Source organism: Elioraea tepidiphila DSM 17972, assembly GCF_000378465.1.
Taxonomy (GTDB): domain Bacteria; phylum Pseudomonadota; class Alphaproteobacteria; order Acetobacterales; family Acetobacteraceae; genus Elioraea; species Elioraea tepidiphila.
The window spans coordinates 1-25,092 of record NZ_KB899920.1 but is presented as its reverse complement, the minus strand read 5'-3'; the positions used below and the strand labels follow the sequence as shown (position 1 = coordinate 25,092).

The window sequence follows — 25,092 nt, the reverse complement described above, 5'->3', positions numbered from 1 at the left end:
GGACGAGGATGGATCTGCGCTTCACCGCCGAGGAACGCGCCTTCCGCACCGAAGTGCGCGACTTCATCGACCGCACCCTGCCGGACGAGACCCGCGCGCGCATGGCGTCGGGCCGCACGCCGACCAAGCAGCAGTGGGGTTGGTGGCACGGCAGGCTCTACGAGCAGGGCTGGTCGGTGCCCGACTGGGCGAAGGAACATGGCGGACCCGGCTGGACGCCGGTGCAGCGCTACATCTTCCGCGAGGAGCTGCAGCAGGCGCCGGCGCCGCAGCCGCAACAGTTCGGCACCATGATGGTCGGGCCCGTGATCATCGCCTTCGGTTCGGAGGCGCAGAAGAGGCGCTTCCTGCCCGGTATCCGCAGCGGCGCCGAATGGTGGTGCCAGGGCTTCAGCGAGCCCGGCGCCGGCTCGGACCTTGCCTCGCTCAAGACCTCGGCCAGGCGCGTTGACGACCACTACATCGTCAACGGGCAGAAGACCTGGACCACGCTCGCGCACTGGGCGGACTGGATCTTCGCGCTGGTGCGCACCGACCCGGCCGCGCCGAAGAAGCAGGAGGGCATCGGCTTCCTGCTGATCGACATGAAGAGCCCGGGCATCACCGTGCGCCCCATCGTCACGATCGACGGTGAACACGAGATCAACGAGGTGTTCTTCGACGACGTGAAAGTGCCGGTCGAGAACATGGTCGGCGACGAGCGGCGCGGCTGGGACTGTGCGAAGTTCCTGCTCTCCAACGAGCGCACAGGACAGGCGCGTGTGGGGATGTCGAAGGAGCGTATCCGGCGTCTGAAGCGCATCGCCTCCGAGACGCCGGCAGGCGGACGGCCGCTGATCGAGGATATCCGCTTCCGCGAACGCCTCGCCGCGGTCGAGGTCGAGCTGAAGGCGCTGGAGATCACCACGATGCGCGTGGTGGCGGCCGAGCAGAAGGCGCTCGGCGCAAGAAAGCCCGATCCGGCCTCGTCGTTGCTGAAGGTGAAGGGGTCGGAGATTCTCCAGTCGATCAGCGCTCTGATGGTCGAGGCGGCCGGGCCGTATGGCATCGCCGCGCCGATGGAGGAGGCGCCGGAGGGCGCGAACGAGCCCGAGATCGTGCCCGACTGGGCGGCGATGGCGCAGCCGATCTGGATGAACTGGCGCAAGCTTTCGATCTACGGCGGCACCAACGAGATCCAGCGCAACATCATGGCCAAGGCATTCCTGGGCCTCTGAGGAGAGAGACGTGGATTTCGATCTGAGCGAGGAACAGCGCCTGCTGCGCGCGAGCCTGACGCGCCTGCTCGCCGACCGCTACGGCTTCGAGCAGCGCAAGGCCTATGCGCGCGACCCCGACGGATGGAGCCGGGCGATGTGGGCGGCCTATGCCGAACTCGGCATTCTCGGCCTGCCCTTCGCCGAGGCGGAAGGCGGCTTCGGCGGCGGCGCGGTCGAGACCATGCTGGTCGCCGAGGCGCTCGGCGAGGCGCTGACGCTGGAGCCCTGGTTCGCGACCGTGGTGCTGGGCGGCGGGTTCCTGCGCCACGGTGCGTCGGCGGATCGTCGCGCTTCGCTCGTTCCCTCGATCGCGGATGGAACGCTGCTGCTCGCCTTCGCGCAGACCGAGGCGCAGTCGCGCTGGGACCTGCACGATGTCGCTACCACGGCAAAGCGCGACGGCGACGGCTGGGTGCTGGAGGGGCGCAAGGTCGTGGTGCTGCACGGCGATGCGGCGGACAGGCTGGTCGTCACGGCGCGCACCAGCGGCGACCGGCGCGATTGCACGGGCATCGGCGTCTTCCTGGTGGACGCCACGACCGCCGGGCTGACGCGGCGCGGCCACCGCACCAATGATGGGCGTCGCGCCGCCGAGGTGACGCTGTCGGGCGTGCGGGTCGCGGCCGAGGACGTGCTTGGCGATCCGGGCGACGGTCTGCCGCTGATCGAGCGCGTGGTGGACGAGGCGATCGCTGCGCTCGCCGCCGAGGCGGTCGGCGTGATGACCGCAGCGCAGAAGCTCACGCTCGACTACCTGAAGATGCGCAAGCAGTTCGGGGTGCCGATCGGCAGTTTCCAGGTGCTCCAGCACAGGGCCGCCGACATCATGATGGCGATCGAGCAGTCGCGCAGCATGGCAATGTACGCGGCGATGTCGCTCGACGAACCGGACGCGGCGGAGCGATCCCGGGCGATGTCGGCGGTGAAGGCGCAGATCGGCCGGGCGGCCAAGTTCGTCGCCGAGGAGACGGTGCAGCTCCATGGCGGCATCGGCATCACCATGGAATACGCGGTGGCGCACTGCATGGCCCGGCTCGGGGCGATCGAGGCGATGTTCGGCAATGCCGAGTTCCACCTGCGCCGGCTTGCGGATACCGGCGGGCTGATCGCCGCGTAACGGCTATCTGACCTCGACCGCCGTGTGCGCCACGCAGTCGCCGCGTTCGACGCGCGCCGGATGGCGCTGACACACCACGATTCCGCCATGGCCGAACCGCACCTCCGCCGGCGGCCGGGCGGGATCGTCGACGAAATGCACGCGCCCGCACAGATCGCCGTCCGCAACGACGTCGCCGAGATCGGTGGCCGGCTCGAACACCCCCGGATGCGGCGCATAGACGAAGCAGTTGCGCGACGGCACCTCCAGCATCCGCGTCGGCGGCGCCTCCACGGCACCAGGCAGGATGCCGAGCGCACGCAGATGCCGCTCGATCCCGGCCTCGACCATGGCAAGCCCGATGCGGCTGAGCGAGCCGCCCCCGCCGAACTCACCGCCAAGCGCCACCACGCCGCGCCGCATCGCCGCCGCCGGTGAGTAGCGCGGGTCCGCCCCGTGGCGCCAGACGAGCGAGGTCGGCGCGCCGAATGCGCGCAGCGCGGCAAGCCCGCGGGCGTTGATTGCCGGATCGGGGCCGTGATGAGTCGAGGCGAAGGGCACATAGGCCAGGGACCCTCCGCCCGAGTGGAAGTCGTGGAACAGGTCGGCACGGGTGAACAGCTCGCTGTCGATGTAGAACGCGATCTGCTTGGTCACCGTCCCCTCGGGGTCGCCCGGGAAGCTGCGGTTCAGGTTGCCGTCGTCGATCGGGCTCACCCGCGTGCCGGCCATCGCGGCTGGAAGATTCGCTGCCGGGACGATAATGATTCGCCCCTTGATGCGCTCCGGTTTCATCTCACGAACCAGGTTGCACAGCGCGACCTGGCCCTCGTACTCGTCGCCATGGTTTCCCGCCATGAAGAAGGCCGTGGGGCCCGCGCCGTTGCGGATCACCGCGATCGGGATGGCGATCGCGCCATAGGCGCTGCGCGTGACCGAATGCGGCAGATAGAGATAGTCCACCTGCTTGCCGTCCCGGTCGTACTCGACATTGGTGAAGATGCGCGTCTGCCGGTCCATGCCGTCCTCGTCGGTGTCGTTGCGGCGCTGAGCATCCGGCGGCGTAAGAATCCAGACAAGCCCCTGAAACGGTCTTTGCGCGCGCGCGCGCCCGTGCTTCACTCACGCCAACGAACCGGAGGGATAACGTGCGTCTGTTTGCCGCGACACTGGCCACCGAAACCAACACCTTCTCGCCCCTGCCCACGAGCCTGGCGGCCTACAAGGAGGGCGTGTTCCTCCGTCCCGGCGAGCATCCAGCCGACACGCCCCTGATGTGCACTGCGCCGCTGTTCGTGGCCCGGAAGCGGGCGGCCGCGGAAGGCTTCACGCTGATCGAGGGGTCGTGCTTCGCCGCCTCGCCCGCCGGGACGACCAACCGCGCCGACTACGAGTTCATGCGTGACGAGATCCTCGACCAGGTGAAGGCGGCAATGCCGCTCGACGGCGTGCTGCTCGGGCTGCACGGCGCGATGGTCGCGCACGGCTATGACGACGTCGAAGGCGACATCATCGAGCGCGTGCGTGCGATCGTCGGCAAGGACTGCGTGATCGGCGTCGAACTCGATCCCCACTGTCACCTGACGAAGAAGAGGGTCGCCGGAGCGGACATCATCATCCTCTACAAGGAGTTTCCGCACACGGACGTGGTCGAGCGCGCGGAGGAGGTGCTGACCCTGGTTCTGCGGACCATCCGCAAGGAGATCAGGCCGGTGATGTCGCTCTACGACTGCCGCCAGATCGGCAGCTACCCGACGACCGAACCGCTGATGCGCGCCTTCGTCGACAAGGTGAGCGCGATGGAGGGCAAGGACGGCATCCTCTCGATTTCGCTCGGCCACTGCTTCCCCTACGCCGACGTGCCCGAGCTGACCGGCCGGGTGCTGGTGATCACGGATGGGGCGAAGGCGAAGGCCGACGCGGTCGCGACCGCGATCGGCGAGGAATTCGTCGCGATGCGCGGCAAGACCGCGCCGCCCTATCTCTCGGTCGAGGACGGCATCACCTTCGCCGTCGAGTTCAACGGCGCGCCCGTGGTGATGGCCGATCCGGCCGACAACGCGGGCGGCGGCGCGCCGTCCGACAACACCACGATCCTGCGGGCGATGATCGCGCGCGACGTGAAGGACGCGGCCCTCGGCCCGATCTGGGACCCGATCGCGGTGCGGCTCTGCACGGATGCGGGCGAGGGCGCGCGCATCCCGCTGCGCTTCGGCGGCAAGATCGGCCCGGCCTCCGGCCCCCCCGTGGATGCGGTGGTCGAGGTGACGAAGCTCGCGCGCGACTGCTGGCAGAGCTTCGGCCCCACGCGGGTGCCGCTCGGCGATACGGCGGCGATCCGGGTGGGGGGGATCGACGTGGTGCTGATCAGCAACCGAACCCAGGCGCTCGGGCTCGAGCTGTTCCGCAACCTCGGCATCGAGCCGACCGCCAGGAAGCTGGTGGTCGTGAAGTCCACCAACCATTTCCGCGCCGCCTTCGGCCCGATCGCCGCCAAGGTGATCTATGTGGACAGCGACGGGCCGCTGGCGCGAGACTACCGCAAGGTGCCGTATACTCGGATCGAGCGGCCGATCTGGCCGCTGGATGAGAAGACCACGCCCGGCCTGATCCACTGAGCCGGGTAGCGGAGCAAAGGCAGGGAGAGCGATGATGAAGACGACACGACGTCAGGTGCTCGGGGCCGGGGTGGCCGGGTCGGCGCTGCTGGCGGCACCCGGGATCGTCCGGAGCCAGCCGCGTCCGCCGGCCGCGCGCACCGTACGCGCGGTGATGCACGGCGACGTGCCGACCTTCGACCCGATCTGGACCACGGCCAATATGGCTGCCTACCACGGCAACATGGTCTACGACACGCTGTTCGGCATCGACGAGAATGTCCAGCCGCAACCGCAGATGGTGGGCCGACACGGGCTGTCGGACGACAAGCTCACCCTGACCATGGAGCTGCGCGACGGGCTGAAGTGGACCGACGGCACCGACGTCACCGCCCGCGACTGCGTGGCCTCGCTCCGCCGCTGGGCCGCGCGCGACGGTGCGGGCCAGCACATGATGGAGCGCGTGCAGGACATCTCCGCGCGCGATGCGAAGACGATCGTGATGCGGCTGAAGGAGCCTTACGGGCTGGTCGCCGACGCGATGGCCAAGACCTCGACGCCGATCTGCTTCATGATGCGCGAGCGCGAGGCGATGACCGATCCCATGCAGAAGATCGAGACCATCGTCGGCTCGGGACCGTTCATCATGAACGAGCGCGAGACGCGGCCCGGCAGCCAGTACGTCTATGACCGCAACCCCAACTACCAGCCGCGCAGCGAGCCGCCCTCCTGGATCGCCGGCGGCAAGGTCGTGCATGTCGAGCGCGTCATTTTCCAGAACATGCCCGACGTGCAGACCGCGATCGCCGCCTTGCAGGCGGGCGAGGTGGATTATGTCGAGCAGCCGCCGATCGATGCCGTTCCCGCGCTGGAGGCCGATCGGGACATCGCGCTGATGGACCGCAACCCGCTCGGCAATGTGGGCTGGATCCGGCTCAACTTCCTCCACCCGCCGTTCAACAACGTGAAGGCGCGCCAGGCCGTGCTGTGGGCGGTCGATCAGGAGGCGCATCTGAAGGCGACCTTCGTCGATCCGCGGTTCTACATGAAGTGCGGCTCCTTCCTGACCTGCGGCACGCCCTACGAGAGCAACGCGAACACGGAGTGGTTCCAGCGCGGCCCGAACCGCGAGCGGGCGCGTCAGCTTCTGCGCGAGAGCGGCTACAACGGCGAGCCGGTCACGCTGCTCCAGGCGACCAACATCCTCTACATGACCAACTCGGCGCAGATCCTCGCGCAGGAGCTGCGCGCGGTCGGCTTCAACATCCAGATGGTGCCGATGGACTGGTCGGGTGTGGTGCAGCGGCGTGCGGTGAAGGCGCCGCCCGATCAGGGCGGGTGGAACATCTTCATCACCTCGGCCGACGGGCTTTCGTCGTCCAACCCGATCTGGGCCGCGGCGCACGCGGCGACCGGCGAGCGCGGCTGGTTCGGCTGGCCCTCCGACGAGCTTCACGAGCGGCTGCGTAACGAGTGGGTGCAGGCGCCGGACCTGGAGACGCGCCAGAAGGTCACGCAGCGGCTTCAGGAGAACGCCTGGAACTTCGTGCCGCATGTGTATTATGGCCAATGGAGGACGCCGATCGCGCATCGGCGCAACGTCACGGGCTGGATCAACAGTCCGGGCGTGGTTCCGTTCTGGAACGTCCGCAAGACGTGACGCCGCGGACATTGCGGCGCGGTACCCCTCTTCCCCGTTCCTCTCCCCCGCATGGGGGAGAGGGGCGGGGGAGGGCGTAGCCAGGTCCAGATACACGCGATGATTGCCTATATCATTCGCCGTCTCATCGCGACCATTCCGGTCATGCTGCTGGTCGCGGTCATCGTGTTCCTGCTCGTGCATCTCGCGCCGGGCGACCCGGCCTCGGTGATCGCCGGCGACAACGCGACCTCGGACCAGATCGCCGCGATCCGCGCGACGCTCGGGCTCGACCGGCCGCTTTGGGAGCAGTTTGCGATCTGGATCTGGCGCGTGCTCCAGGGGGATCTCGGCCAGTCGTTGTTCTGGAACCGCGGTGTCGCCGAACTGATCCTGCAACGCGCGGAACCCACGATCTCGCTCGCGATCACGACCCTGATCTTCGCGGTGACGATCGCGATCGGACTCGGCGTGCTCGCGGCGTGGAAGGCGGGCTCGGGCATCGACCGCTCGGTGATGGGACTCGCGGTCGCCGGGTTCTCGCTGCCGGTGTTCGTGGTCGGCTACCTGCTGGTCTATCTGTTCGCGATCGAACTCCGCTGGCTGCCGGTGCAGGGCTACCGTCCGATCGCCGAAGGGTTCTGGCCCTGGCTGGAGCGTCTGATCCTGCCCTCGATCGCGCTCGGCCTCGCCTATCTCGCGCTGATCGCCCGCATCACGCGCACCACCATGCTGGAAATCCTGGCAGAGGACTACATCCGCACTGCCCAGGCGAAGGGAGTCGCGACGCGGCCCATGCTGTTCAAACACGCGCTGAAGAACGCGGCCGTGCCGATCGTGACCGTGGTCGGCATCGGCGTCGCCCTGCTGATCAGCGGCGTGGTGATTACAGAGACTGTCTTCAACATCCCCGGCGTCGGCCGACTGGTGGTGGATGCGATCACGCGGCGCGACTATCCGATCATCCAGGGCGTCATGCTGGTGTTCTCGGCGATCTATGTGCTGGTGAATCTCGCCGTGGATCTCTCCTACACGCTGTTCGATCCGCGGGTTCGCTACTGATGGCAACCGCGGCCACCGTCGTGACGCCACTGATTTCCACCCGCGGCGGGTTCGTGCGCTTCGCGCGCCGCAACCCGACCATCGTGATCGGCGGAGCGATGCTGCTGGTGATGGTGTTCGTCGCTGTTTTCGCGCCCTGGATCTCGGGCGATCCGTTCACCGTCTCGCCCGTGGACCGGCTGAAGCCGCCCTCCTTCGCCGACTTCTTCGCCGCCGGCAAGATCGACCGTTTCGGCACCGACAATCTCGGGCGCGACATCTACGCCCGCACGGTGCACGGTACGCGCATCTCGCTCGTGGTCGGCATCACGGTCTCGATCCTGGCGACGCTGATCGGCCTCGCGATCGGCCTGGCAGCCGGATATTTCCGCGTGGTCGATGCGATCGTGATGCGCGTGATGGACGCGCTGATGGCGATCCCCTCGATCCTGCTCGCCATCGCACTTGTGGCGCTGACGGGCGGGGGTATCGCCATTGTCATCGTCGCGATCACGGTACCGGACATCCCGCGCGTGGTGCGTCTCGTGCGCTCGGTCGTCCTGACCGTACGCGAACGGCCCTATATCGACGCCGCGATCTCGGTCGGCTCGCCATCGCAGAAGATCATCCTGCGCCACATCCTGCCCTCCACGGTGGGGCCGCTGATCGTGCAGGCCACCTATCTCTGCGCCTCGGCGATCCTGGTGGAGGCGGGACTGTCCTTCCTCGGCGCGGGCGTGCCGCCCGAGATTCCGACCTGGGGCAACATGATCGCGCAGTCGCGGCTGTTCCTCGCGCGCGCCCCCTGGACGATCTTCGCCCCCGGTGCCTGTCTCGCCCTCGTCGTGCTGTCGATCAACCTGCTGGGCGACGGCTTGCGCGATCGACTCGACCCACGGCTCGCGCGGCGGATGTAGATGGACGCGACTGCGCCGATTCTCGAGGTCCAGGACCTGCGCACGCATTTCTTCACCCAGGACGGGGTGACGCGCGCGGTCGATGGCGTGTCCTTCGCGCTCGAACCGGGCGAAACACTCGGCATCGTCGGTGAATCCGGCTGCGGCAAATCGGTCACAGCACTGTCGATCCTGCGCCTGCTGCCGCCCAAGCTTTCACGCATTGTCGGCGGCAAGGTGATCTTCGAGGGAACCGATCTCGTCCCGCTCGATGAGCCGGCGATGCGCGAGATCCGCGGCAACCGGATCGCGATGATCTTCCAGGAGCCGATGACCAGCCTGAATCCGGTGCTGACGATTGGTGAGCAGATCGCAGAGGCCGTGCGTATCCACCAGGGGGCAAGCCAGAAGGACGCGCTCGCCCGCGCGGTCGAGATGCTGAAGCTGGTGCGTATCCCGGATGCCGAACGCCGTGTCGGCGACTACCCCCACCAGTTCTCGGGCGGCATGCGCCAGCGCGTGATGATCGCGATGGCGCTGTCGTGCAATCCGAAGCTGCTGCTCGCGGATGAGCCGACCACCGCGCTCGATGTCACGGTGCAGAAGCAGATCCTGCGGCTGATGCTGGAGTTGAAGGAGCGCATCGGCTCGGCGGTCATCCTGATCACGCATGATCTCGGCGTGATCGCCGAGACCGCGAAGCGGGTGGTGGTGATGTATGCCGGCCGCGTGGTCGAGCAGGCGGAGGTAACGGCCCTGTTCGATGCACCGCTGCACCCCTACACGCGCGGGCTGATGGCCTCGATCCCGCGCCTGAAGCACAACCGCGCGCGCCGTCTCGCCGAGATCCCGGGCATCGTGCCCGACCTGCGCACGCCGATACCCGGCTGCGCCTTCGCGCCGCGTTGCCCGCTCGCCACCGACCGCTGCCGCGAGGCGGCTCCACCGCTGGAAGACCAGGGCAGCGGCCACTTCGCCGCCTGCTGGGAGGCGGGGCGCGCATGAGTGCCGTGCTCGCCGTCGACGGCCTCGTCAAGCATTTCCCGATCCTGCGCGGCGTGCTGCGTCGCCCGGTCGCCTGGGTGCGGGCGGTGGACGGCGTGTCCTTCGCGATCGAGCCCGGCGAGACGCTCTGCCTGGTGGGCGAGTCCGGCTGCGGCAAGTCGACGGTCGCCCGTTTGGTGCTGCGCCTCGACGAGCCGACCGGCGGCACGATCCGGCTTGACGGCACCGACGTCACTGCGCTCGACGAACGCGCCTTCGCGCCATTCCGCAAGCGCGTGCAGATGGTGTTCCAGGATCCTTACGCCTCGCTCAATCCGCGGCTGAAGGTCGGGCAGATCGTCGGCGAGCCGCTTGAGAACTACGAGGGCCTCTCGGGTAAAGCGCTGGAGGAGCGCGTCGCCGGGCTGCTCGCGAAGGTCGGGCTGCGGCCGGAGGGCGTGGGACGCTATCCGTTCGAGTTCTCGGGCGGGCAGCGCCAGCGCATCGGGCTTGCGCGTGCGCTCGCGCTCAATCCCAAGCTGATCGTCGCCGATGAGCCGGTCTCCGCACTCGACGTCTCGGTGCAGGCGCAGGTGCTGAACCTGATGATGGACCTGCAGGAGGAGTTCGGCCTCGCCTATCTGTTCGTCAGCCATGATCTGGCGGTCGTCGAGCATATCGGCCATCGCATCGCGGTGATGTATCTCGGCGAGATCGTCGAGATCGGTCCGAAGCAGGTGGTGCTGGACGAGCCGAAGCACCCCTACACGCGGGCACTGGTCGCCGCCGCTCCGATCCCCGATCCGCGCGCGAAACGGGATACGCTCGTGCTGGAAGGTGACGTGCCGTCTCCGCTGAATCCCCCCTCGGGCTGCCGCTTCCACACGCGCTGTCCGTTCGTGATGGAGCGCTGCCGCCAGGAGACGCCGATGCTGCGCGAGGTCACGCCCGGCCGACGCGCCGCTTGTCATCTGCTCGACGCGTGATGGGGGGCGTCCTGGCTGAACTCGGGCTCGCGCGCGTGATCAACGCCGCCGGCACCCTGACACGGCTTGGCGGCGCACCGATGGCCGAGGAGGTGATCGCGGCGATGGCCGCGGCCGCGCGGGCCTCACTCGATATGGCGGCTCTGCAGGAACGGGCTTCCGCCGAGATCGCCGCCGCGACCGGCGCCGAGGCTGGGCTCGTCACTACGGGGGCGGCTGCCGGGCTGACGCTCGCGGCGGCCGCCGCACTCGCCGGGCTCGATCCGGCACGCATGGCCGCTTTGCCGCGGATCGAGGACGGACGCACTGAGATCCTGGTGCACCGAACGCACCGCAGCGCCTACACGCGCGCACTTGCGGTTGCCGGCGCGCGCCTCGTCGATTTCGGTCACAACGATCGCGGCACCGGCGCCGGCATCCGCGGCGTCGAGGCGTGGGAGATCGAGGCGGCGATCGGCCCGCGCACGGCCGCGGTCTTCGTCGCTGCGACGCCGTGGAGCGCACCCGATCTGCCGCTGATCGCGCGCACCGCGCATGCGCATGACCTGCCGGTGATCGTCGACGCGGCAGCGCAACTGCCGCCGGCTTCGAATCTGCGCCGTTTCATTGCCGATGGCGCCGATCTCGTCGCCTTCTCGGGCGGCAAGGCGATCGGTGGGCCGCAATCCTCTGGCATCCTCGCCGGGAGGCGCACGCTGATCGCCTCGGCCTTGATGCAGATGCTCGACATGGATGTGCCGGTCGCGACCTGGCGCGCGCCGCTCGGTGTGCAGATCGCCGGCGTGCCGCATCACGGGCTCGGGCGCGGCTTCAAGGCGGGGAAGGAGGAGATCGTTGGCCTGCTCGTGGCGCTGCGTCGTTTCCTGGCGCGCGAGGAGCTAGCCGAGCAGGCGGCACTGGAGGCGCGGCTGCGAGTGATCGCCGCGGCGCTGCCGGTGCGGAGCACCCTGCTCGATGCCGCGACGACCGGGCGCGCGCCGCAGCTCGCGCTGCATGTGGCGGATGCGCCAGGGCTTGCCGCACGGCTGCGCGCCGGCGATCCGGCGGTGCATGTCGGCGAGCGGCGCGCGGGCGAGGGGGTGCTGCTCGTCGATCCGCAGGCGTTGCGACCAGAGGATGATCCCGCGCTGATCGCGGCGATGCGCGCCGTGCTGGATTAGGCCGCGCGGGGCGTCAGCCCGCACCAGTCCGCGATGAAGGCCGCGATCGTCAGCGTGCAGCGTCGCAGATCCTCGATCGAGGTGCGCTCGTCGAAGGCGTGCGCGCCCTCGCCCTTCGGCCCGTAGCAGAGGGCCGGGATGCCGAAATAGAGCCCGTAGAAGCGGGTGTCGTTCACCGCGGTCGAGCGGCGCTCCGGCATCGCCCCGCCGTGCACCTGGGCATGCGCGGAGGCAAGCACGGCCTCGGCCTCGCTGCCGGGTTCGAGCACGTAGCCGTCGGCCTGGAACCCATGCCAGACGAGCTCGGGCGGGTTGTTGGCGAGGAACGCATCGCCGGCGGTTGCCTCGCGCACCGCGCGCTCCACGCCCGCCATCGCGTCCGCGACCTCGGTGCCGGGCAGGAGCCCGATGCGGCAATCCACCTCGCACCAGGCGGGGGTGGACGAGGCCCAGTCGCCGCCGCGAATGATGCCGGGGTTGAACTTGATCGGATCGGTGATCCCGCCATACCAGCGATCCGCCTTCGCCGCCGCGTTCAGTGCGCGGGTGTGCGCATAGAGCGCGTTCACCAGATGCATCGCGGACATGATCGCATTCGACCCGTCCTGCGCCACCGCGACATGCACCGGCGCGCCGCGCACCTTCAGCCGGAACCAGAGCGTGCCGGTGTGGCTGCGCGTGATGGCGTGTCCGGTCGGTTCGGGGATCAGGGCCGCGTCCGCACGGTAGCCGCGCAGCAAGGTCGCGAGCGCGCCGTTGCCGGTGCTCTCCTCCTCGGTGACGGTCTGGAGATAGACATCGGCGGCGGGCGCGAAGCCGGCGGCGCGGATCGCATCCATCGCGAACACCATGCAGGCGACCCCGGCCTTCATGTCGTGCGCACCGCGACCATACATCCAGCCGTCTCGGATCACCGCGGCATAGGGTGGATGCGTCCACATCTCCGTCGGCCCTTCGGGCACGACGTCGATATGGCCTTGCAGGATCAGGCTGCGGCCGGAGGGTGCTGCTGGCCGATGCGCCGCCACGACCTGAACGGAGCCCGCCGGATCGACATCGACCATCGGGCTCGCCTTCGGGTGTGCGTCGAGCGGCACGTCGGCGAGGGTGAAGCGATCCACCGCATAGCCGCGGTCGCGGAACGCGCGTGAGAGCCAGTCCTGCAACGGCGCTTCTGCGCCGCGCAGCGACGGGAAGCGGACGATGTCGGCGAGGAACGCGACCTGACGGTCGAAACTCGCGTTCACCGCGGCGGAGAGGCGGGCGAGCGTGTCGGTGTCGGGCATGCGCGGACGCTGGCCCGCGCGGCAACGCGGGTCAAGCCGTCGCCAGCATCAGCACGCCGATGACGATCAGCGCCAGCCCGCCGATCTGTTGCAGCCCGGCCGGTTCGGCATAGACGAACCAGCCCACCATCGCGACGATCACGTACTGCGTCGCTGCGGCGGGGAACGCGACCGAGACGGGGATGCCCCGGAGTGCGACGATGTAGAGCATCGCTGCAAGGCCGTAGAAGCCGAGCCCCACGATGGTCGCCGGGCGCAGCAGCTGGACCACGAAGTCGCCCGGGCCGGTGGCGCCCGCCTTCAGCAGCAACTGCCCGATCACGCCCGCGACCAGCGCCGCGCCAAGCGACGCCCAGTGCAGCGTCACTGCACGCGTTCCGCCACGCTGGCGCGCAGCACGCTGCGCACGATCCCCTGCGGCTTGCGATTGCCGGTCTGGAACGTCCGGCCGAGATACTCGCCGACGATGCCGAGGATCACGAACTGCGCGGCCGAAAGCAGCAGAACCACAACCATGGTGCTGGCCCAGCCCTCCGGCGGGCTGCCGAACAGCGCGTGGCCGATCACGTAGAGTGCGCCGATGCCGCCGATCAGGCCCATGGTCAGCCCCAGGAGAACGGCAAGGCGCAAGGGCAGCAGCGAGAAGTTGAAGGCGAGGTTCAGCCAAAGATTGACCAGCCGCTTCAACGTGTAGTTCGACCGCCCCTGCGCGCGCGGCAGGTGCCGCACCTCCAGCGTGCCGATCCGCTGCGTCACCTGCATGATCAGCCCGTCGACATAAGGGAACGGTCCCTCGTAGCGCGTCACGCCATCGATCACGAGCCGGCTCATGCACCGGAACGAGGAGAGATAGAGCCCCTTCGGCTTGTCGATCAGCATGTCGGCGACCCGGTTGGCGAAGCGGCTGCCCAGGTTGCGCCAGGCCGCGTGCTGCTTCTCGGCGTAGCGGGTGTAGACGACGTCGTAGTTGCCGTCGCGACAGTGCAGGAACAGCCGCAGTACCTCCTCGGGCGGGTTCTGGAGGTCGTCGTCCATGGTGATGGCGTAGTCGCCGCGCGCGTGGCGGAGCCCGGTCATCACCGCGTTGTGCTCGCCGTAGTTGCGCGCGTGCTCGACATAGGTGATGGGCACATCCACCGTGCCGACCAGGCGGCGGCAGACCGCGTCGCTGTGATCGGGGCTGCCGTCGTTCACCAGCACGATCTCGAGCCCGCCCGGCACATCGAGCCCGGCGAGGGCGTGGACGAGTTCGCCGATGGTGGCGGCACCGTTGTAGACCGGGATGACGACCGACAGCGCCGGTCCGGTCTCCGGCGCGAGGGGCCCTGGGGGCGTGATCTGCAACATCGTGGGTGGTCCCGGCAGGTTCTGTCAGGCACGGCGCGCGACGGCGAGGAGCGAGCCCCCGGCCGGGAAGCGCAGGCCGATGCGGGCCAGCGCCGCTTCCGTGTCCGTAACGGCGCGGAAGATGGCATCGATCGGTGGCGAAAACGCGGCGACGTCGGAGGCGTCCTCGGCGCGGAACCGCCCCAGCACCCTTCGCTGGACCACCATCAGCGGCAGCAGCAAGGAGTTCCAGAACCGGAGGGAAACCGGCAGAAAACCGGCAGTTTCGAGCGCCTGGCGGAGGCCCGCCCGGTTGTAGCGGCGCGCGTTGTGCACGCGCCGGTCATGCGCCGAGTGCAGCCACTGGTGCGCCGGCAGGTTCAGCACCAGCACGCCGCCCGGGGCCAGCACGCGGCGAAGCTCGGCGAGGGCCGCCGCCTCGTCCACCAGGCGGTGGCAGAGCACATCGCAGGACACCACTGCGCCGAACCGGGCGTCGGGGAAGGGCAGGGCGGCGATCGAGCCGACCGCGAGCGCGGCCCCCGGCACCTTGCGCCGCGCTCGCTGCACCGCGGCCTCGGCGACATCCACCCCGGCCAGGGCACGGTCGGGGAACGTCTCGGCGAGGCGCCGCAGCAGGCCGCCGGTACCACAGCCCGCGTCGAGCAGGGGCAGGGACGGATCGCCGGGCTCGCGGCGCAGCGCCTCGATCACCCGGCGATGCAGCGCGCGATACCACCACATCGCGTCCTCGACGCGATCCATCCGGTCGTATTCGTCGGGCTCCATGCGGCGTACCCCCTGGCCGAGGACGCCTTGTCGCGCTACCGCCTCGGCGCTGGCAAGGGAGGGCGCGATGGGCGAGGACTACCAGGCCTGGGTGGGACGGACCGAGACGGCGGAGGACGGGATCGACCGGCTGCGGCTCACGGGGTTCGCCGCCACGCTCGACCGGCCCCTCGACGCGCTCGCGCCCGAGGGCGAGCTGCCCCCGCTCTGGCACTGGATGTTCTTCCAGCACTGGGTGCCGCAGTCGGGGCTCGGGCCGGACGGACACCCGAAGCGGGGGGGGTTCTTGCCGCCGGTGCACCACTTGCCGCGGCGCATGTGGGCCGGTGGACGCGTGATGTTCCGCGGCCCGCTGTTCGCCGGTGACGCGATCACGCGCCAGAGCACGATCGCGACGATCCGCGAGAAGACCGGCTCGACCGGCGCGCTCGTGTTCGTCACCGTCCGCCATGTCGTGTCGGGCCCTCGCGGCGTCGCGATCGAGGAGGAACAGGACATCGTCTATCGCGGGCTGGAGGGGGCTGCGGTGAAGGTGGCCGAACCCCCGCCGCCGCTGCCGGAAGGCGCATTCACCGAGACCGTGGTCCCCGATCCGGTGATGCTGTTCCGCTACTCGGCGCTGACCGGCAACGGGCATCGCATCCACTATGACCGGCGCTACGTCACCGAGGTTGAGGGTTATCCCGGGCTGATCGTGCACGGCCCGCTCCAGGCGACGCTGATGGCGGGGCTGCTTCTCCGCGCCCGGCCGGGCCAGCGCCTGGCACGGATCGCCTATCGCGGCGTGCGACCCTTGTTCGACCTCGCCCCCTTTACGGTGGCGGGCGTGGAGAACGGCGGGATGGCGCAGCTCTCGGTGCGCGACGCCGATGGATACGTCACGATGCAGGCGGAGGCCAGTGTCGCGGCTTGACCCCGGTGCCGCACTTCGTATCAATGGCGGCAGGCGGCCCGAGGCCGCAATCAAGCCGGTTTCCGAGGGAGGACACGATGAGGCTGGGACTGAAGACGACCGCGTTGGCCGCGCTTCTGATGGCCGCGCCGCTGACGCAGGCTGATGCCCAGACGCTGCGCTTCATGACCGGCCCGCAGGGCGGCGTGTGGGTGCCGCTGGGCGGTGCCCTCAAGAACATGTGGGAGACCGCGATCCCGGGCGTGTCGGTGCAGGCCGTGCCCGGCGCCGGTGTTGCGAATGTGCGCGGCATCGACGAGGGCCGTGCGCAGCTCGGCTTCGGCAACTCGATCACGACCGTGGATGGCCTCGCCGGGGCTCCGCCGTTCCCGCGCCAGGTGACCAAGGTGTGCAATCTGGCGACCCTCTACCCGCAATACTTCCAGGTGATCGCGCTGGCCGATTCCGGCATCCGCCGCATCGAGGACCTGCGCGGCCGGCAGGTCGCGCTGCAGCCGCGCGGCAACACGGCCGAGGTGGTGACGGCACAGATTCTCCAGGTCGCGGGGATGACCTACAACGACATCCGCGCGAACTTCCAGGCGTCCTACACCGACGCGGTCGGGCTGATGCGCGACGGCAATGCGCAGGTGTTCACGCTGGGGACCGCGATCCCGGCGAGTTCGGTGATGGACCTCGCCTCGGCCCGCGATATCCACGTCATGGATCTGGCGCCCTACATCGAGGGCCTGCGCAAGCTCAACCCGGGCTTCGTCGGCGTGCCGATCCCGGCGGGGACGTATCCGAAGCAGACCCAGACTGTCACCGTGCCGGGCTACTTCACGCACATCATCGCGTCCTGCGAGCTGCCTGAGGCGATGATCCACACGATGGTCAAGTCGATGGCCGAGAACGTGGAGGGCATGGCCGCGGTATTCGGCGGCATTCGCGGTCTGACCCCGAAGACGATGGCGATGGACATCGGCGTGCCGCTGCACCCGGGCGCGCAGCGCTTCTACCGCGAGGCCGGCGCGCTCTGACTCTCGGATGAAGGTCTGATCCGATGACATACGCCCGCGGCGTCGGCCTGCTGACCGCCGTCGTCGCGGTGGCGATGTCGCTGTATCACATGTGGACCACCGCCTTCGGCCCGCCGGAGGCGGTGTTCTTTCGCGGCACGCACCTGATCTTCGCCTTTGCGCTGGTGTTCCTCACACACCCGACGCGCAAGCGCGACACTCCCGGGCTCGAGGACTGGATCCTGCTCGTCCTGGCCGTCGGCTCGGTCGCGCACCTGTTCATCAACTACGAATACGTCGTCTATCGCATCATCTATATCGACGATCCGACGCCCCAGGACACGTTCTGGGGCTGGATGTGCGTCGTGCTGGTGATGGAGGCGGCACGCCGTGTCATCGGTCTGGCACTGCCGCTGACGGCGTTCGTCTTCCTGCTGCTCGGCGCGACCGTGCTGGAGCAGCCGCTGCCCATCCTGATCGACCAGCTCTACCTGACGACCGAGGGCATCTTCGGTTCGACGCTCGGTGTTTCGGCCGGGTTCGTGGTTGTGTTCGTGTTGTTCGGCGCGTTCATGGAACGATCCGGTGTCGGGCGTCTGTTCATGGAGTTCGCGCTGGCGCTGACCGGCCGCGCGGCGGGCGGGCCGGGCAAGGTGGCGGTGATCTCGTCGAGCCTGTTCGGCTCCGTCTCCGGCTCCGCCGTGGCGAATGTGATGGTCACGGGCCAGGTGACGATCCCGCTGATGAAGCGCACCGGGTTCCGGCCCCAGTTCGCCGCTGCCGTGGAGGCGGTGGCGAGCACCGGCGGTCAGATCATGCCGCCGATCATGGGCGCGGCCGCGTTCGTGATGGCCGAGTTCCTGCAGGTTCAGTATCTGGAGGTGATCACCTGGGCGTTGCTGCCGGCACTGCTCTTCTATGTGGCGGCGTTCGGGGCGGTGCATTTCGAGGCGAAGCGGACAGGGCTGCGGGGCCTGTCGGGTGACGAGGTGCCGCGCCTGGCGGTCGTGCTGGGCAGCAGCGGCCATCTGTTCATTCCCATCTTCATCATCCTGGGCGGACTGTTCTCGGGCTACTCCGCGCCCCTGTCGGCGCTGGCGGGGACGCTCGCCTGTTTTCCGGTCGCGGCGTTGCGCGCGAACTCGCGCGACACGGTGACGCTGAGCAACCTCTGGGGTGCGATGGTGGACGGCGCCAAGGGGGCGCTGGCGGTCGCCATGGCGTGCGCCTGCGCGGGCATCGTGATCGCGGTGATCACCATTTCGGGCCTGGGCATCATCTTCACGCAGTTCGTGCTGGCGGCGGCGCAGAACAGCCTGATGCTCGCGCTGGTGCTGACGATGATCGCCGGCATCATCCTGGGCATGGGGATGCCGACCACGCCGGCCTATATCGTGATGGTGGCGTTGCTGGTGCCGGCGTTGATCCGTCTGGGCGTGGTGCCGCCCGCGGCGCACTTGTTCGCGTTCTACTTCGCGATCCTGTCGGCGATCACCCCGCCGGTGGCCCTGGCGGTGTTCGCCGCGGCCGGACTGGCGAAGAGCGATCAGTGGCAGTCGGGCATCGCGGCGGTGAAGATGGGCGCGGCCGGATTCATCGTGCCCTTCATGTTCGTGTACTCGCCGTCGCTGTTGCTGATCGGCGACTGGATCGACGTCGCGCATGCGTCATTCACGGCCACGGCCGGGTGTCTGCTGCTGGCGGCGGGGCTGCATGGCTATCTGCTGACGCGCGCCACCTGGCTTGAACGTGCGCTGATGGTGGGTGCGGCCGTGACGTTGATCCAGCCGGGCTGGATGACGGACACGATCGGTGCGGCGCTCGTCGGGCTGGTGGTGCTGCTGCAGCTGGCGTCGCGGCGCCGGGCGCGGGCCGAGGTGGCGGCGGACTGAAGGAGATCGACCCCGCTCAGGAGCCGGGTCACGGATCCGCTCCCCGTGATCACCCTGCTGCCGGCATCCGTCCTGATGGCGGTACAGCCGCTGTTGTCATCGCGTTCGGGTCGTGGAGCGTGGATGCCGGAGGGGGCGGCAGGCGTGCCGACTCCCGCAGCACCAAGCGGCATGGGATCAGGCGGTATCGTGCGCTGGCGGCCACAGATCCGGTGTGCTCCTGGACGGCGGTGACGGCCGCCTCCGCGAGCTCAGTGACGTCCTGCGCCACGGTCGTCAGCCTGTAGGAGGCGAGGGCGGCCGAGGGCGTATCGTCGAAGCCCACCACCGAGAGGTCCTGCGGAATACGCAGGCCGAAGGTGGCGCGCGCCGCATCCATCAGCCCGAGCGCCATCTCGTCATTGGCGCAGAACACGGCATCGGGGCGGTCGGCCCGCCCCAGCAGGCGAAGCGCGGCGTCCCGCCCGCCGACATAGCTGAACCGGCCCACCTCGCGCGCGGTCAAGGTCAGCCCGTGCGCGGCGAGGCCGGAGACGAACCCGCGTTCACGCTCGGTGCTGGTGGACGTCGCCTCGATGCCGGCCAGGAAGGCATGGCGGCGATGGCCCGCCGCGGCCAGCAGGTCGGCGACCAGGTGTCCGCCGCCCACGTTGTCCGCACCGACGAGTGCAGCCTCGCGCCCGTGCTCTCCCGCGCGCCGGTCGACCAGCACGATCGGCGTGCGCGCCGCCGCGCAGCGCGCGGCGATACCGGATGAGAGGGTCGCCGAAGCGACCACGACGCCATCGACCTGATAGGACAGGAGCCGTACGAGCAGCTCGTCCGTCGCCTCTGGATCGGGCGCGACCGAGACGAGCGGCATCAGACCGCGCTCCTGCAGCGCGATGCCGAGCGCCTCCAGCAGGCGCGCGTAGAACGGGTTGGCGATCTCGGTGATGACGACGCCGATGATGCCCGAGCGGCGCGTATTGAGACTGCGGGCGATCGCGTTGGGGCGATATCCGACCGCGTCGGCGGCAGCCAGGATGCGTCGGCGTGTCTCAGGTGCGACCGAGGCGCCCGGCGTGAAGGCACGGCTGACAGCGGCGCGCGAGACCCCGGCCTCGCGCGCGACATCGGCCGAGGTCACCCACCGGCGCCCGCCGGTGCCCGGCTCCACGATCTCGTCGTCCACGCATCCTCCTGACACCGACTTGACGGCGGAGGTCAATCGATGAAAGCTTTGCACACGTGTGCAAAGGTCGTCCAGCAACGCGTCACCGCTGGGCAGGGGAGGAATGCATGACCGCCAGCGGTCGCCGCCGCGGCAGGATTGTCGTCATCGGGTCCTACAATCGCGACATCGTCGTCCGGCTCGATCGTTTCCCGGCCCCAGGCGAGACCGTACTCGCGCACGGACTGCTGACGGCGCATGGGGGCAAGGGGAGCAACCAGGCCGTCCAGGCCGCGCGGTGCGGTGCCCCCGTGGCGATCGTCGCCGCCATCGGCGCCGACGAACCCGGCGCGACTGCGCTCGCGCTGTGGGCCCAGGAAGGGATCGACGCCCGCGCGGTCCGCCGGGTCGGAGAGCCGACAGGCACCGCCATCATCGAGGTGGACGCGGCCGGCGAGAACCAGATCGTCGTCGTCGCGGGCGCGAATGCGCTCCTCGACCGCACCCTGATCGCCGAGGCCGAAGCTGCCGGCATCTTTGCCGATGCAGCGCTGGTCCTCGCGCAGCTTGAGACCCCGATCGAAGCAACGCTCGCCGCGTTCGAGCGAGCCCGCACCGAGGGCGCGCGCACCCTGCTCAACATCGCGCCGGCGAGCAAGGCAATCCCCGCTGAACTGTTCGACCTCGCCGATCTCGTCGTCGCCAATGAAGGTGAAGCAGCGACGGTCACAGGCCTGCCGGCGGAGGCGGGTGGAGCGCGGCTGAGCAGGGCCCTGCGCGGGCGTCTTGCCGGCGGCGCGGCCGCGGTCGTGACGGTGGGCGCGGAGGGTGCCTTCCTGGCCGCGCCGGAAGCGCCGGAGGGTCTGCACGTACCGGCGCCGCGGGTGGCCGTCGTCGACACGACTGGGGCGGGTGATGCCTTTGTCGGCGCGGTCGCGGCTCATCTCGCGCTCGGCGCCGAACTCGCCGGGGCGCTGACCGCCGGCGTCGTTGCCGGATCGCTTGCCTGCGGGCGCCGCGGTGCGGTGCCGTCCCTGCCGGACCGCGCGGAGATCGCGGCCGGCTTGGCCCGCCGGGACCGGGCGGACTCACGTCAAGCAGAGGAAACCAGACCATGATCGTGACCCGACGCACGATGCTCGCGACCGCCGCTGCGGCCGCGACGTTGCCCTTCATCGCGCGCGACGCGCGCGCAGCCACGCTGCGCTATGCCCATGTCGGCGCGCCGGGTGACGTGCAGACCCGGTTCGCCGAGGAGTTCGCGGCCCTGGCCAGGCAGAAGAGCAATGGCCGCACGGATATCCGCGTGTTCGGCAACAGCCAGCTCGGCGGCGTCTCGGAGATGGTGGATGGCGTGCAGACCGGCGCGATCCAGATGGCGCACCATGATTTCGCGTCCTTGACGAAGTACGTGCCCGAGCTCGGCGTGTTCAACGCCCCCTATGTGTATCGCGATGGCCGGCATGCGCTCGCCGCGACCGACCCGGAGCGCTCGCCGGTCGCCAAGGAGCTGAACGACAAGCTGGTCGCTGCGGCCGGCATCCGCATCGTCGGCCGCATCTATCGTGGACCGCGCCATATCACCGCGCGCTTCGCGGTCCGCAAGCCCGAGGATCTGCGCAACCGGCCGTTCCGCGCCGTGCCGGTCGATCTTTGGGTGTCGATGGTGCGCGGCTTCGGTGCCGTGCCGACGCCGGTCGAGGTGTCGGAGCTGCCGACCGCGCTGATGACCGGCGTGGTGGTCGGGCAGGAGAACCCGCTCACCATGATCAACGCGAACAAGCTGTTCGAGGTGCAGTCGCACGTTTCACTCACGGGACACATGCTGTCGGTCCTGGCCGTGTTCGCGAACGACCGCGCCTGGCAGCGCCTGCCCGCGGACGAGCGCCACGCGATCAGTGCCGCGCTTGCCGAGAAGGCGAACGAGTCGCTCGCCTGGGCCGAGGCGGCGGACGCGGAGCTGGTGCAGGTGCTCAAGCAGCGCGGGATGACCGTGATCACCGAAGCCGAGGGGCTGGACAACGCGGCCTTCCGGACCGCGGTGCAGGCGCAGATCCGCCGCGACTATCCGAACTGGACCTCGTTGATCGAGCGGATCGGCCAGGTGCAGGCCGCGTCGTAACGGTGCAGGTGCTCGCCCGCCTGCTGCTCGGCGCCACCGGCGCCGTGGCGGTCACACTGCTGCTCGGCCTGGTGGCGATCCTGGCTGCGCAGATCGTGCTGCGCGACATCTTTCTCGCGCCCATTGTCGGGCTCGAGGAAGTGACGCGGATGCTCATGATCCTGATGGTCTGGATCGCGTATCCGCTGGTCGTGTCGGCGGGCGAGAACATCGTGATGGCGGAGCTGAAGGCGGGTCTGCCCCCCCGGCTCCGCCATGCCTCCGACCTGCTGATCGGCCTCGCCTGCACGGCAGCGGCCCTGATCATGGTCTGGGCGACCTGGGAGGCGCTCGCGGCCAATCCCCGCAACATGACGCCGACACTGCGCATTCCGTTCTGGATCTATCTCGCCGCAGCGGCCTTCGGCTTCGCGGGCGCCGCCTTCCTGCATCTGCGCCGTCTCCGCCGCGGGCAGGACGGTGGCAGCGTCGTGCTGTAGAGACACCGTTGGGCCTCGCTGTCATCATCGGCTTCGCCGCCCTGTTCATCTGGGGCGTGCCGGTCATCTACGCGGTGCTGATCCCGAGCATCGCCTACGTGCTGATCGAGGGCCTGCCGCCGACGCTGCTCGCGAGCCGCGTCGTCTATGCGCTCGACAGCTTCCCGCTCGTTGCCGTGCCGGTGTTTATCTTCGTCGGCAATCTGATGAACCTGAGCGGCATCACCGACCGCATCTTCCGCTTCGCGAGCACGCTCGCGGGGCGCCTGCATGGCGGTCTCGCGCAGGTGAACATCCTCGCGAGCCTGATCTTCTCCGGCATCTCCGGGGCGGCGCTCGCCGATGTCGGCGGGCTCGGGCGCGTCGAGATCAAGGCGATGCGCGAGCGCGGCTTCGATGCGCCCTTCGCGGCTGCGGTCACGGCTTCCTCCGCGATCATCGGCCCCATCTTCCCGCCCTCGATTCCGCTGATCGTCTATGGTTCGGTCACCTCGGTCTCGATCATCCAGCTTCTGATGGCGGGGATCCTGCCGGCGATCCTCTGCGCCGCCGCGCTGATGGTGACGGCCGCGATCGTCGCATTGCGTGCCGACTATCCGCGCGCCGATCGCTGGCCGACGCCGCGCGAGGTGATCAACGCGCTCGGTCCGGCGCTGCCCGCCCTGCTCGCGCCGGTCTTCCTGATCGCCGGCATGCTGAGCGGAATCTTCACGCCGACCGAGGCTGCAGCGGCCGCCGCCATCTATGTGCTCGCAATCGGGTTCGTGCTCTACCGCGAGATGACGCTCGGACACGTGCTCCAGGCCGCACTGCTGACCGCGCGCAACACCTCGGCGATCCTGGTGATCGTCGCGGCGGCGGCGATGTTCGGCTGGATCCTCGCGATCGAGGAGATCCCGCAGGCGTTCGGCGCCGCGATCGCCGGACTGTCAGACAATCGGCTGGTGCTGCTGCTGCTGGTGAACGTGATCTTCTTCATCGCCGGCATGTTCCTCGACAGCACGACGGCGACACTGCTGATCGTGCCGATCATCGCCCCGCCGGTGGTCTCGGCCGGTGTAGATCCGGTGCATCTTGGCCTGCTCGTGGTGTTCAATCTGATGATCGGGTTGCTGACGCCGCCGATGGGGTTGGCGCTGTTCCTGATCTGCGACATTGCCCAGATCAGCATGAAGGTACTGTTGCGCGCGATGGTGCCCTTCTATGTGCCGCTGCTTGCCACGCTCGCCACGATCACCCTGTGGGAGGATCTGGTGCTCGCCATTCCCCGCCTGATCCGCTGAAGGAGGACAACGAAGAATGCGTATCGCTCTCGGCTGCGACCATGCCGGTTTCCCGATGAAGGCCCAGGTGCTGGAGGTGATCCGTGCGCTTGGCCACGAGGTTGAGGATCTGGGTACGCATTCTGCGGACCCGGTCGATTTCCCGGACATCGCCCGAGCTGTCTGTGATCGGGTTGTTTCCGGAAAGGCCGAGCGTGGCATGCTGGTCTGCGGCACAGGGGTCGGAGCCTCGATCGCGGCTAACAAGCGAAAGGGTATCCGGGCAGCGGTCTGTCACGACGTGCACTCGGCGCACCAGTCTGTCGAGCATGACGACGTCAACGTCATGTGCATCGGCGCACAGATCGTCGGGCCCTGGCTCGCGCGCGATCTGGTCAAGTCGTTCCTGGAGGCACGCTTCGACGCCAATGACGATCATCGCCGTCGTGTCGCAAAGCTGACGGCGTTCGAGTCGGAGCCGGGTTGAGCGTGCATTCGCCACCGGCCGTGGAGTTAGCGCACAGGACGATCATCCTGCTCGACGGCGCCGGACGCCGTTCACCTTGACAGAGCTGCGCTTGACCGCGGCCCAGGCGATGCGGTGCAGCGTGGCCTCGTCGACCGTGTCACGTCGCCTCATTCAGGCAGTGTTGAACGCTGCGCGGTCGATGTCCTGCGCGTGCTCAGGGAGGGCGTGACGGACACGCGGCGGAAGATCGGCGTGGGTTTCATGTGGCATGCGGCACGGCTCCCAGCGGGGACTGCCGGGCCGGCTCGCGCAGACAGACGCGCGCCTCAGGGCATCCGTGACTTCAGCCGGATCGTCTCGCCGTCCACAACGAAGCGGCCATGGCCACGGTGCTGGATCGTGCGTGGGTTGCGTTGCGGAGGATCGATCCAGGCCGTGACCACCTCGAGGATGAAAAAATCGTGCCTAGAGCCTGATCCATTTACGGTGAAGCATAGCCTGCGTGCCGGAAGTAGTTGGCGCATTCGGTGGGTGAGAACTCGCCGAGCAGGGCGCCGATGCGGTGCCATACGGTGGCGATGGATCGCTCGTCGGCCTTTCGCAGCAGGGTCTTGAGCTTGGCGAACATCATCTCGATCGGGTTCAGGTCCGGGCTGTAGGGCGGCAGGAACAGCAGGTGGGCGCCGGTGGCGCGGATGGCGCGGCGGACGGCGACGCCCTTGTGACTGCCGAGATTGTCGAGCAC

24 protein-coding genes are annotated in these 25,092 nt (G+C 68.9%); 17 read left to right on the top strand and 7 right to left on the bottom strand.

Annotated elements, in window-relative coordinates; genetic code table 11:
- Nucleotides 1-8 precede the first annotated feature (8 nt).
- Nucleotides 9-1,217, top strand: coding sequence for an acyl-CoA dehydrogenase family protein (locus F563_RS0109940; RefSeq protein WP_019014521.1), 1,209 nt, complete (start codon nucleotides 9-11; stop codon nucleotides 1,215-1,217).
- Nucleotides 1,218-1,227: 10 nt separating this feature from the next.
- Nucleotides 1,228-2,376, top strand: coding sequence for an acyl-CoA dehydrogenase family protein (locus F563_RS0109935; protein ID WP_019014520.1), 1,149 nt, complete (start codon nucleotides 1,228-1,230; stop codon nucleotides 2,374-2,376).
- Nucleotides 2,377-2,379: 3 nt separating this feature from the next.
- Here the strand turns inward: F563_RS0109935 and F563_RS0109930 are convergent, their stop codons facing one another.
- Nucleotides 2,380-3,375: a succinylglutamate desuccinylase/aspartoacylase domain-containing protein gene (locus tag F563_RS0109930; protein WP_019014519.1), complete on the bottom strand. Its 996-nt coding sequence runs from the start codon at nucleotides 3,373-3,375 to the stop codon at nucleotides 2,380-2,382.
- A gap of 128 nt (nucleotides 3,376-3,503) precedes the next feature.
- Here F563_RS0109930 and F563_RS0109925 point away from each other — a divergent pair, with 128 nt between their 5' ends.
- The 7 genes from F563_RS0109925 to F563_RS0109895 all read left to right on the top strand — a co-directional run bounded on the left by F563_RS0109925 (nucleotide 3,504) and on the right by F563_RS0109895 (nucleotide 11,658).
- Nucleotides 3,504-4,973: a M81 family metallopeptidase gene (locus tag F563_RS0109925; RefSeq protein ID WP_019014518.1), complete on the top strand. Its 1,470-nt coding sequence runs from the start codon at nucleotides 3,504-3,506 to the stop codon at nucleotides 4,971-4,973.
- Between the two features lie 34 nt (nucleotides 4,974-5,007).
- Nucleotides 5,008-6,612 carry an ABC transporter substrate-binding protein gene (locus F563_RS0109920; protein ID WP_026299480.1) on the top strand — a complete coding sequence of 535 codons (1,605 nt, stop codon included), beginning with the start codon at nucleotides 5,008-5,010 and terminating at the stop codon, nucleotides 6,610-6,612.
- Between the two features lie 99 nt (nucleotides 6,613-6,711).
- Nucleotides 6,712-7,653 (top strand): ABC transporter permease, encoded by a 942-nt coding sequence (locus tag F563_RS0109915; RefSeq protein ID WP_019014516.1) that lies wholly within the window; start codon nucleotides 6,712-6,714, stop codon nucleotides 7,651-7,653.
- Nucleotides 7,653-8,549: an ABC transporter permease gene (locus F563_RS0109910; protein ID WP_019014515.1), complete on the top strand. Its 897-nt coding sequence runs from the start codon at nucleotides 7,653-7,655 to the stop codon at nucleotides 8,547-8,549. Before F563_RS0109915 ends, F563_RS0109910 begins: the two co-directional genes overlap by 1 nt.
- Nucleotides 8,550-9,533 carry an ABC transporter ATP-binding protein gene (locus F563_RS0109905; RefSeq protein WP_019014514.1) on the top strand — a complete coding sequence of 328 codons (984 nt, stop codon included), beginning with the start codon at nucleotides 8,550-8,552 and terminating at the stop codon, nucleotides 9,531-9,533.
- On the top strand, nucleotides 9,530-10,498 hold the full coding sequence (locus F563_RS0109900; protein ID WP_019014513.1) for an ABC transporter ATP-binding protein: 969 nt from the start codon (nucleotides 9,530-9,532) through the stop codon (nucleotides 10,496-10,498). Before F563_RS0109905 ends, F563_RS0109900 begins: the two co-directional genes overlap by 4 nt.
- Complete coding sequence (locus tag F563_RS0109895; protein WP_019014512.1) at nucleotides 10,498-11,658, top strand: aminotransferase class V-fold PLP-dependent enzyme; 1,161 nt, start codon at nucleotides 10,498-10,500, stop codon at nucleotides 11,656-11,658. The genes F563_RS0109900 and F563_RS0109895 overlap by 1 nt, the downstream gene beginning before the upstream one ends.
- On the opposite strand, the gene F563_RS0109890 is transcribed toward F563_RS0109895, so the two are convergent.
- From F563_RS0109890 to F563_RS0109875, 4 genes are read right to left on the bottom strand one after another with little or no spacing between them, the layout of a single operon-like run.
- Nucleotides 11,655-12,944, bottom strand: a complete 1,290-nt coding sequence (locus tag F563_RS0109890; protein WP_019014511.1) for an ArgE/DapE family deacylase — start codon at nucleotides 12,942-12,944, stop codon at nucleotides 11,655-11,657. The two genes, F563_RS0109895 and F563_RS0109890, sit on opposite strands and share 4 nt — an antisense overlap.
- Before the next feature lie 31 nt (nucleotides 12,945-12,975).
- A complete protein-coding gene (locus F563_RS0109885; RefSeq protein WP_019014510.1) occupies nucleotides 12,976-13,311 on the bottom strand; it encodes a DMT family transporter in 336 nt (111 codons plus the stop codon).
- Nucleotides 13,308-14,291 (bottom strand): glycosyltransferase family 2 protein, encoded by a 984-nt coding sequence (locus F563_RS0109880; protein ID WP_019014509.1) that lies wholly within the window; start codon nucleotides 14,289-14,291, stop codon nucleotides 13,308-13,310. Before F563_RS0109880 ends, F563_RS0109885 begins: the two co-directional genes overlap by 4 nt.
- A gap of 24 nt (nucleotides 14,292-14,315) precedes the next feature.
- Nucleotides 14,316-15,059 carry a class I SAM-dependent DNA methyltransferase gene (locus F563_RS0109875; RefSeq protein WP_019014508.1) on the bottom strand — a complete coding sequence of 248 codons (744 nt, stop codon included), beginning with the start codon at nucleotides 15,057-15,059 and terminating at the stop codon, nucleotides 14,316-14,318.
- Nucleotides 15,060-15,126: 67 nt separating this feature from the next.
- Here F563_RS0109875 and F563_RS0109870 point away from each other — a divergent pair, with 67 nt between their 5' ends.
- The 3 genes from F563_RS0109870 to F563_RS0109860 all read left to right on the top strand — a co-directional run bounded on the left by F563_RS0109870 (nucleotide 15,127) and on the right by F563_RS0109860 (nucleotide 18,862).
- Nucleotides 15,127-15,972, top strand: a complete 846-nt coding sequence (locus F563_RS0109870) for an HTD2 family dehydratase (protein WP_019014507.1) — start codon at nucleotides 15,127-15,129, stop codon at nucleotides 15,970-15,972.
- 77 nt (nucleotides 15,973-16,049) lie between these two features.
- The gene (locus F563_RS0109865; RefSeq protein WP_019014506.1) at nucleotides 16,050-16,991 is read left to right on the top strand and encodes a TAXI family TRAP transporter solute-binding subunit; all 942 of its coding nucleotides are present in this window, start codon (nucleotides 16,050-16,052) and stop codon (nucleotides 16,989-16,991) included.
- A 23-nt stretch (nucleotides 16,992-17,014) separates the two neighbouring features.
- Entirely contained in the window at nucleotides 17,015-18,862 is a 1,848-nt protein-coding gene (locus F563_RS0109860; RefSeq protein ID WP_019014505.1) for a TRAP transporter permease, read from the top strand.
- Between the two features lie 49 nt (nucleotides 18,863-18,911).
- Here the strand turns inward: F563_RS0109860 and F563_RS22170 are convergent, their stop codons facing one another.
- Complete coding sequence (locus tag F563_RS22170; protein ID WP_019014504.1) at nucleotides 18,912-20,036, bottom strand: LacI family DNA-binding transcriptional regulator; 1,125 nt, start codon at nucleotides 20,034-20,036, stop codon at nucleotides 18,912-18,914.
- A 107-nt stretch (nucleotides 20,037-20,143) separates the two neighbouring features.
- On the opposite strand from F563_RS22170, the gene F563_RS22165 reads away from it, so the two are divergent.
- From F563_RS22165 to rpiB, 5 genes are read left to right on the top strand one after another with little or no spacing between them, the layout of a single operon-like run.
- Nucleotides 20,144-21,133 carry a ribokinase gene (locus F563_RS22165; RefSeq protein WP_019014503.1) on the top strand — a complete coding sequence of 330 codons (990 nt, stop codon included), beginning with the start codon at nucleotides 20,144-20,146 and terminating at the stop codon, nucleotides 21,131-21,133.
- Nucleotides 21,130-22,137: a TRAP transporter substrate-binding protein gene (locus F563_RS0109845; RefSeq protein WP_019014502.1), complete on the top strand. Its 1,008-nt coding sequence runs from the start codon at nucleotides 21,130-21,132 to the stop codon at nucleotides 22,135-22,137. The genes F563_RS22165 and F563_RS0109845 overlap by 4 nt, the downstream gene beginning before the upstream one ends.
- Before the next feature lie 2 nt (nucleotides 22,138-22,139).
- Nucleotides 22,140-22,616, top strand: coding sequence for a TRAP transporter small permease (locus F563_RS25110; RefSeq protein WP_019014501.1), 477 nt, complete (start codon nucleotides 22,140-22,142; stop codon nucleotides 22,614-22,616).
- An 8-nt stretch (nucleotides 22,617-22,624) separates the two neighbouring features.
- Entirely contained in the window at nucleotides 22,625-23,899 is a 1,275-nt protein-coding gene (locus F563_RS0109835; RefSeq protein ID WP_019014500.1) for a TRAP transporter large permease, read from the top strand.
- Nucleotides 23,900-23,915: 16 nt separating this feature from the next.
- On the top strand, nucleotides 23,916-24,365 hold the full coding sequence (gene rpiB, locus F563_RS0109830) for a ribose 5-phosphate isomerase B (protein ID WP_019014499.1): 450 nt from the start codon (nucleotides 23,916-23,918) through the stop codon (nucleotides 24,363-24,365).
- 463 nt (nucleotides 24,366-24,828) lie between these two features.
- Here the strand turns inward: rpiB and F563_RS0109820 are convergent.
- A partial coding sequence (locus F563_RS0109820; RefSeq protein ID WP_019014498.1) for a transposase occupies nucleotides 24,829-25,092 on the bottom strand: 264 nt, incomplete at its 5' end.

What these genes read in the sequence shown, in the direction of transcription:
- F563_RS0109900 (WP_019014513.1), top strand. Translation starts at nt 9,530, where the DNA reads ATGAGTGCCGTGCTCGCCGTCGACGGCCTCGTCAAGCATTTCCCGATC.
- F563_RS0109870 (WP_019014507.1), top strand. Translation starts at nt 15,127, where the DNA reads ATGGGCGAGGACTACCAGGCCTGGGTGGGACGGACCGAGACGGCGGAG.
- F563_RS0109880 (WP_019014509.1), bottom strand. Translation starts at nt 14,291, where the DNA reads ATGTTGCAGATCACGCCCCCAGGGCCCCTCGCGCCGGAGACCGGACCG.
- F563_RS0109940 (WP_019014521.1), top strand. Translation starts at nt 9, where the DNA reads ATGGATCTGCGCTTCACCGCCGAGGAACGCGCCTTCCGCACCGAAGTG.
- F563_RS0109910 (WP_019014515.1), top strand. Translation starts at nt 7,653, where the DNA reads ATGGCAACCGCGGCCACCGTCGTGACGCCACTGATTTCCACCCGCGGC.
- F563_RS0109890 (WP_019014511.1), bottom strand. Translation starts at nt 12,944, where the DNA reads ATGCCCGACACCGACACGCTCGCCCGCCTCTCCGCCGCGGTGAACGCG.
- F563_RS0109895 (WP_019014512.1), top strand. Translation starts at nt 10,498, where the DNA reads ATGGGGGGCGTCCTGGCTGAACTCGGGCTCGCGCGCGTGATCAACGCC.
- F563_RS0109915 (WP_019014516.1), top strand. Translation starts at nt 6,712, where the DNA reads ATGATTGCCTATATCATTCGCCGTCTCATCGCGACCATTCCGGTCATG.
- F563_RS0109845 (WP_019014502.1), top strand. Translation starts at nt 21,130, where the DNA reads ATGATCGTGACCCGACGCACGATGCTCGCGACCGCCGCTGCGGCCGCG.
- F563_RS0109875 (WP_019014508.1), bottom strand. Translation starts at nt 15,059, where the DNA reads ATGGAGCCCGACGAATACGACCGGATGGATCGCGTCGAGGACGCGATG.
- F563_RS0109930 (WP_019014519.1), bottom strand. Translation starts at nt 3,375, where the DNA reads ATGGACCGGCAGACGCGCATCTTCACCAATGTCGAGTACGACCGGGAC.
- F563_RS0109905 (WP_019014514.1), top strand. Translation starts at nt 8,550, where the DNA reads ATGGACGCGACTGCGCCGATTCTCGAGGTCCAGGACCTGCGCACGCAT.
- F563_RS0109920 (WP_026299480.1), top strand. Translation starts at nt 5,008, where the DNA reads ATGAAGACGACACGACGTCAGGTGCTCGGGGCCGGGGTGGCCGGGTCG.
- rpiB (WP_019014499.1), top strand. Translation starts at nt 23,916, where the DNA reads ATGCGTATCGCTCTCGGCTGCGACCATGCCGGTTTCCCGATGAAGGCC.
- F563_RS0109860 (WP_019014505.1), top strand. Translation starts at nt 17,015, where the DNA reads ATGACATACGCCCGCGGCGTCGGCCTGCTGACCGCCGTCGTCGCGGTG.
- F563_RS0109865 (WP_019014506.1), top strand. Translation starts at nt 16,050, where the DNA reads ATGAGGCTGGGACTGAAGACGACCGCGTTGGCCGCGCTTCTGATGGCC.
- F563_RS22165 (WP_019014503.1), top strand. Translation starts at nt 20,144, where the DNA reads ATGACCGCCAGCGGTCGCCGCCGCGGCAGGATTGTCGTCATCGGGTCC.